General features: G+C 58.5%; 3 protein-coding genes. All 3 read left to right on the top strand.

What is annotated here, in order from left to right:
• Window positions 1–44: 44 nt before the first annotated feature.
• Window positions 45–6,380 carry a hypothetical protein gene (locus tag BIS10_RS16095; RefSeq protein ID WP_253506661.1) on the top strand — a complete coding sequence of 2,112 codons (6,336 nt, stop codon included), beginning with the start codon at window positions 45–47 and terminating at the stop codon, window positions 6,378–6,380.
• 82 nt (window positions 6,381–6,462) lie between these two features.
• Window positions 6,463–6,885 carry a hypothetical protein gene (locus BIS10_RS16100; protein WP_253506664.1) on the top strand — a complete coding sequence of 141 codons (423 nt, stop codon included), beginning with the start codon at window positions 6,463–6,465 and terminating at the stop codon, window positions 6,883–6,885.
• A 10-nt stretch (window positions 6,886–6,895) separates the two neighbouring features.
• Window positions 6,896–7,120: hypothetical protein (locus BIS10_RS16105; protein WP_253506667.1), on the top strand; the 225-nt coding region annotated here is incomplete at its 3' end.

The following is a 7,120-nucleotide window of genomic DNA, read 5'->3' on the forward strand; positions in this document are numbered from 1 at the left end:
CGTTGCGGGACGCGCTCGGTGACCGCCGTATTAGCGACCTGGACTTGTCGCAGCTTGAGCAAGTGGCCCGCGCCATGGGACTCAAGAACCTTCCCAAAAAGGTCAGTGGCTTTCGGGAGGGTGACAACACGCAACAGCGTCAGCTAGCTACATCCGGCATCGCAGCGAAGCTCCGTCAGTGGAAAGATAACGTGCGTGCCGATAAGAAAGGCACTTTCCAAACGTCGCCGGTTCCTGGCGATATGAGCCTGTTTGCTTCCGTGGTACCGGAGGTGGCTGAGCTTCGCCGTGGCGATTTCCCAACAAACGCCGCTTATCAGAACGCCGTCCGCGACGCGCTACCCAGCCAGAGCGAAGTTCGCAAGCGCCTGACGGCAATGGATGACGCTACGCTGGCCCAAACAGCCCAGCTACTTGGCGTAAAAAACCTGAACTATGCCACCGAGCAGTCGGAAGGCGTGGACACGGCTGCGTTACGTAGTGCGGTTGAGCAGACCAAGATGCGCGGCCAGGGCGCGTCACGCAACACGGTCGCCGAGGCGTTTCCTGCCCAGGATGCTCAGCCGCGCCCCCGTGCTTTACCCAAAGACGATGATTTCGTAGCGACACCCGATGGCGTTGAGGAAGGCACTCGCTCGTTCGGTGGCTCAGATCGCATGGCATCGCTTCTACGCCGTGCGACGGAGAGTGACGTTGCAACGCCTGAGTACACGGCCCGTAATGCCGAGGGTATTGCACAAGCGGCGTCCTCACCTACGCCTCCAAGGCGTCGCCCCCAAGTAGACAGCGACAAAGCGTTGCCTGCGGACGCTGACCCATTTGCCGAGTCGGATGGTTCCTTGACCGCAGAGGATTTGGGCGTTCCTGACGACAACGAGGCGTTGAAGAAAGAGGCCATTCGCGCCACGGGTGCGACTGCGCTTTACGCTTACCTGACCGGACAGACCAGCGGCCCAGGGTTCAACGTCGTGCGTGACACGTTTATGCCCCCGCGCCCTGGTGTGGAAATGCCCCGTATTAACGCCGGTTTACTCGACGGCGCGGCGATTTTCCGCAACATCCTCGCCAACAACGGCACTACCTCGGAGGAGGCTCAACAGGCCGCGTTTGATAACTTCCAACAGTTAGCGCTGGACTCTCCCCGTGCGTTTGCTGAAAACCTGCCCATCACCGAGGATGTGGCGGCGTTTGTTGCGAGCAATAGCGCCCCAGCCCGTTTCGAGACAGCCAGCGCATCGGGTGTTTCCAACACGCGGGTACAGGAGCGCGGGGAGCAGGAAGCGTCCGACAGCCTGTTTTTCGGCCAGCATTTGGAAGGCGCTCGTTTTGTACGTAACGAGTCCGGTGCCTACAAACCTGTCCGTGAACCGAACCTTGCCGGTACCAGCCCCGAAGATCGCCAGCGGGTAAAGTCCACTGAGCGCACACGTCGCTTGAAAGGACGCAACCTAACATCGTTGGAGGTTCGCACCGTGTTGGGGGTTGAGCAGTATCACGCGTTCGACGCCATCGCGCTTGCGGAGTATGGCCAGTCCGGTTTACCGGCAGCGGCGGATGCGCGTACCGCGCTACTTAACCTGAAAGCCAACCTCCAGCGGATGATTAACGGCCCAGAGTCCTCTGCTTTATTGCCTGGGGGAGAGCGACCATCGTTCGTCCAGTCACTACGTTCTGACTACTTCATCAACGACGACACGGTGATCTTTGAGGGTAGCAACGCCACTGTGACCTATGGCGAGGCGTTGCAGGCCGATATGCAGGCGCTCGGCGATACCCAAGAGGCGGCGCGGCTTGGTAACGAACTTGAAGCGCTCAACGAGCAGCAGTCAGCGCTGCGAAAAGCACTGACGCAGTTGGTCGGGCGCATTGCCAACGGGTTAGATAACGTCGCCCCCGATGTCCGTGCCGCGACGTTGTTGGATATCGGCGACGTGATCCGCAACATAAACAGTATGCCTGGGGACACAGGCGATCGGGTCGCGGGCCTGGATGAGACTACCCAACAGCTACGCGCATTCAACGTGCGCGACAAACAAACGCTGGCTGCTGATATGCAGAAGCATCTGGATAAGCTCAAGGCCCAGCGCCGTGAGTACACAGAGCCTAGCAGCGCCGAGCATACTAACCCTATCCAGATGGCCACGGAGCAATCGGAGCTTGCCTACCGTGAGCTTCAAGAACTGGAAAACGCGCCGGTTTCATCCGCCGCTGCCAAAGCCCGTGAAGCCGAACTGGATATGCTTCGCGGCAAGTACGAAGCGCACCTTGATACGGTTAACCGTGCCAAGCAATCGCTCCAAGACCTCAACACAAAGGTCGAGTCTGCCGAACGCACGCTTGGGCTGCTTTTAGAAGGTAAGGAGCTAGATACTGTTTCGACCACGGTTGATCTGTCGGAGATTGACCGCCGTAAGAGTATTGCCGGTCGCTACACGTTAAATAAGACGGAGGCCGAACGTATGGGCCTACGCGGCTGGTCACACAAGGGTAACCCCCTCGGTGTCGATATTGACCAGGACTTGGGTGGGGCGACTTCGTTCCGTGTATTAGCGGATCGTTACAGTGCAGGCATCGCTCGCGCCAAGGCGATCAACAACCGTCTTGGCGAGATCGGACGTGTGGCGTCGGACAAGGATATTGGTGTCGATATCATGGCGTCACAACTGATGGCCGAAGGCTACCAGTATGACGATGCTTATGCAGAAGCCGAGAAGCTGGTCGAAGTGGCGTTTGGTACTAGCGGCCAGGAGGCTACTACCAACAGCCGCCCCCGCATTGGTGACGAAACCGGCCCTGAGTATATCCCTTACGGTAAATTCAACGAGCCGGTACGTGGCGACTTCGATGCGGAAGGTCGACCCCAGCAGGCGTACATCAACGAGGCGGGCGAGATGGCGATGGCGGAGATGCCGACATCGGACGATGGCCCGTTATCTAGCGACGAGGCTGATCCTGGCGTTGCCGAGGTTGACCCGTTAGAAATCCTCCGCACCGTAGTGATCCCTAACCGTGCCCGCGCTCGTGCGCTGCGTCAGCAGGTTGAAAACTACAAAGCGGTTGGCGGCAAGGTCGAGCGCATTGTTGCGCAGAAAGACCACACCATGCTGCTGGAGGAGCTATATAGCAAGCAGGCGTCTTTGCGCAAAACCTGGGTGGATGGCGACGCTACCTACGTTTTCCAGAATACGCGAGGGTTTGCATCACCCGCCCACAAAGAGGCGTTCCAGAAGCATCAGGCTCGTAAACGGGTACAGTCGGTGGGCACACCGCTACCTGAGACACCTCGTGCCGATATATTGAATGCGGCGTTTGGTGAAAGCGGCTTCCGTGTTATTGGTTCCGCCGACCCTACCGCCGTCGAATCATTTGTCGCTCAGGCCGTGAATGACTTCCGCTCTACGGGTCGCCCCGTGATGATTACCGTAGGTGAAAGTGCCGATCAGATTAGCCAGCATATCCAGAAACACCGTCTACTCGACGAGAAGCAGCGCAAGACAGCCGTTGCAGAGTTAAAGCGCGCGCAGGCGGGCAAGCACGCGCTTTATATGCCGATGGGTGACTTCGTACTGGTGTCGCTGCCGCCGATGCCTAAACGTGGCCGCGCTGCCAACATTCGTTGGTACCACCAGTTGGGCCATGAACTCGGCCACATGGTGTTTGACGACTATGCTACTTCGCTAGCATCGAATCGTACTCACCGCGAGGCGCTGTACGCGGCATTCACTAGCCAGACCGAGCTTGACCCGATGGCCGACCCATCGTTGTTCAAGGAGTGGTTTGCCGACCAAGCGGCTAACGAAATGATCACCCGTGCGTTAGGTATGGCGACTAATGGGCAGGTGACGCCGTTCACACGATTGGCGGAACTAATGCGAGGGCTATGGTCACGCATCCAGCACCTACTACCGCGCTTTACCCGCACTCGCAGCTTTGCTCAGTTTGCCAACGCTATTCGCGAAGGGCAGATCGCCGCGTCGAGAGGTTTACTCACTCGCGCCGAGATCAATGCGCGTTATTCAAAATTCCGATCCGATAACCGCGCAGAGTGGGCTGATTTACAGGCACAGTTAGCTGACATCGAAGCGGGCTACAAAAAAGGTACAGCCACACGTAACGAATTGATGAACGCTCGTGCGGAGGTTTCGAGGTCTAGGAAGCAAATAGAGCAGCGTGTTGAGGCCGCTAAAAAACGCGCTTTGAAATCCCGCTTGTTAGAGCGCACGGCTGACTTCACCATCGAAAACTACGATGGCCCGACCCAGGCCGATGTGCAGCAGGCCCAGGCGCTTAACATACGCATGAAGGCGTTTGCCAAAAAACACACGGCCCCTGGCACCGTAGCAGAGGCCGGTGGTCGATTGGTACGCACGGTTATTGGGCGCATCGAAAGCTACAACATGGAGCTTGCCAAGCGTCTTTTCCCGCGCAGCGCCACTGATATGTCGTCCAAAGGTATCCAAGGGTGGCAGCAGATGACCAATAGCGCTCGTGACCGCTGGACAGGTCAGATGGAGCGCACGTTCGAGGAAGTGTACAAAGCCGCTGGCATCAAAGGCGCGTTCAAGGGCAAGGAGAAAGAAGCCGCACTGCGCGAGGCGTTCCGCGACTTTGAGATGGGTCGCACTCACAAAAAGGGCGCGGCGGCGCTAGCCCGTGCGGTAAAGGCCATCACGTCGAATGCACGCCAGAACGGCTTCCGCTCAACCATCCTTGACGGCAATCGCCCTCCGGTTGCCATGGATCACTTTGCGGTGGACAAAGACCGGCAGGCGTTTAGCGCGTTGATGCGCGAGGCGTACCCCCAAGCGAGCGAGAAAGAGCTAAGCGAGCGCCTTAACCTGTTGCTGGATAACCACGGCCAGAGCGAGTTCGCGATTGCACCTGGGTTGCCGGTGTCCTACCACGATACCACCCGCCACATGGTCGATGTGCTTGGTACGGCGCGACTACGGGAAGCTGGGTTCCTTGCCGAGCCATCCGAGGCGGTGTTCTATCACTTCATCGACGGCTTGGCTAAACGCACGGCGTGGGAGGCTAACTTCGGTGGCTACACGCGCCAAGTGTCTGACCACATGGCCGAAAACCGCAAGTTGATTGGGCGTGATGACCCCAACAACACACTGGTTAACGAATTGGGGCTGGCTCGTGATGGTCGCTACTTTGACCCCAACGGTGAGTTCCACCTACTGATGGAAGAAGTGGCCGCGCAACACGGCACCGAGGCGGTGGCCGACATCCGCGATATGTTGGATGGGGTCATGGGGCGTAAGACCAGCCGGATGCCGCGTGGGTTACGCAACGTTAACGATTGGGTCACGGCGTGGGTAAGCTGGACGGTGTTGGCGTTCTCCGGTATCGCCTCTATCCCCGAAATCGGCCTGCCTGCTGTCCGCGCACACGGGCGGGTAGGGTTACTCGAAGGTATCCGCGGGTTCGGGGAAGCGCGTCGGTTTGCCAAGGCCGCAGGCAACGTGTTGAGCGACGGTGCCGAACGCATCATGTGGCAGTCGATGGGTGACAGCTACGAGTCATCGACGCTGAACAAGATCGGCACGGCGTTCTTCAAGTACAACGGCCAGAAAGTGATCACTGATGTTTCCCGTGCGATGGGTATTTCTTTCGGCATCCGCTATCTAATCAACAGCGCCGAAGTGGGTGACACCCAGGCGCTTGCCCAACTTGGCGTGACACCGGATGACGTTCGGGCTTGGGATCAGGCCGGTCGCCCTGTGTGGTCAGCCGACGCGGACAGCGCAACTAACGCCACCGCTGAAAAAGTACAGGCCGCGCTGACGCAGTTCATGTACGAGGGCAGTTCGTACCCCAGCAAGTTCCAAAACCCTGGCTGGTTCAACAACCCGTACCTCAAAGCGTTCTGGATGATCAAACGCTATATGTACGCCTACGGCGAAGGCATCTTGATGGGCATGTGGCGGCAGGCGAAGCGGCAATGGGTACGTGGCCAAGGGCTTCGGGCTGAGCAAAAAGCGTTCATGGTGGCGGCACCCTTTATGGCGTTTGCCATAGCGACGATTCCGTTAGCCATGTTGGGCACCGAGATTCGTGAGTGGATGCGCCCGTTAACGTCTGGTCGCCAGGGCAAGGACATTGACGACTACGGCGGCGTGGCGGGCTACAGCCAGTACCTATTCAGCCGCGCCGGTGGTTTCGGCCCGCTTGAAATGGTGCTATCGGCACGGCAGCAGTCGGATTGGGGCTACTCGCCGCTTGGCTCGGTGTCGCCGGTGTTCGCCAAGATGGAAATGCTACTCGACTGGGGTGCTGATGCGAGCTTTGGGGAGAAGGCGCTAGATAAGACGCGGCAGATGCTCCCGATCGCCAACCAGTTCCCAGGAGTGTGGAACAAAATAGTGCCTTGACAAACACCCCCGTTGCTGTCGCAGCGGGGCTTTATGTCGTACAATATACGCACTGCTTATATAATTCTCGCGAGGCAACACAATGGCAGCTTTTTCCGACTATCTCGAAGCGGGTGTACTCAACCACACGCTTCGCGGTCAGGCGCTATCGACACCGGCCACGATCTACTTGGCACTGTTCACGTCTAACCCGACGGACGCTGTGACCGGCAGTGAGCTAATGGACTCTGCCTACGTCCGCCAGGATATGGCGAAGGGTGGGGCCATTAGCTCTGGCTGGACTTCCCCCACGGTATCCGGTGAGGGCATGGCCGTATCCAACGCTAAGGTGATTCAGTTCCCACCGATTGCCGATGGTTCCGTGACGATCACGCACTACGCGCTGTTCGATGCCCAAACCACCGGCAACATGCTGTATCACGGCGAGTTTACCGTGGGTAAGACCCTGGAAATCAATGACGTTCTCTCGATCGACATTGGTGGCCTGCAAGTCATCCTACGCTAAGGGCTAAGTGATGACGGCTCCGCTTAACGGCGTTCTTCTTAATGGCGGTATCCCCTACGCGACGTGGGCGTGGGGTATGTCGCGCATTACCGCAGAAGCCACGGCGGAGCCGGTCGTTAATCGCGTCTATGCCGATGCGCGTGGCCAGAGTGTCGCGGAATCTGCGTCGACGGCGATTACCGATCGTCTAGCGTTCCTGAATGGGGCCGAGCAGCCTTACGCCACTACCGAACTG

It is taken from the genome of Halomonas sp. 707B3 (genome assembly GCF_024158645.1).
Classification (GTDB): Bacteria; Pseudomonadota; Gammaproteobacteria; order Pseudomonadales; family Halomonadaceae; genus Vreelandella; species Vreelandella lionensis.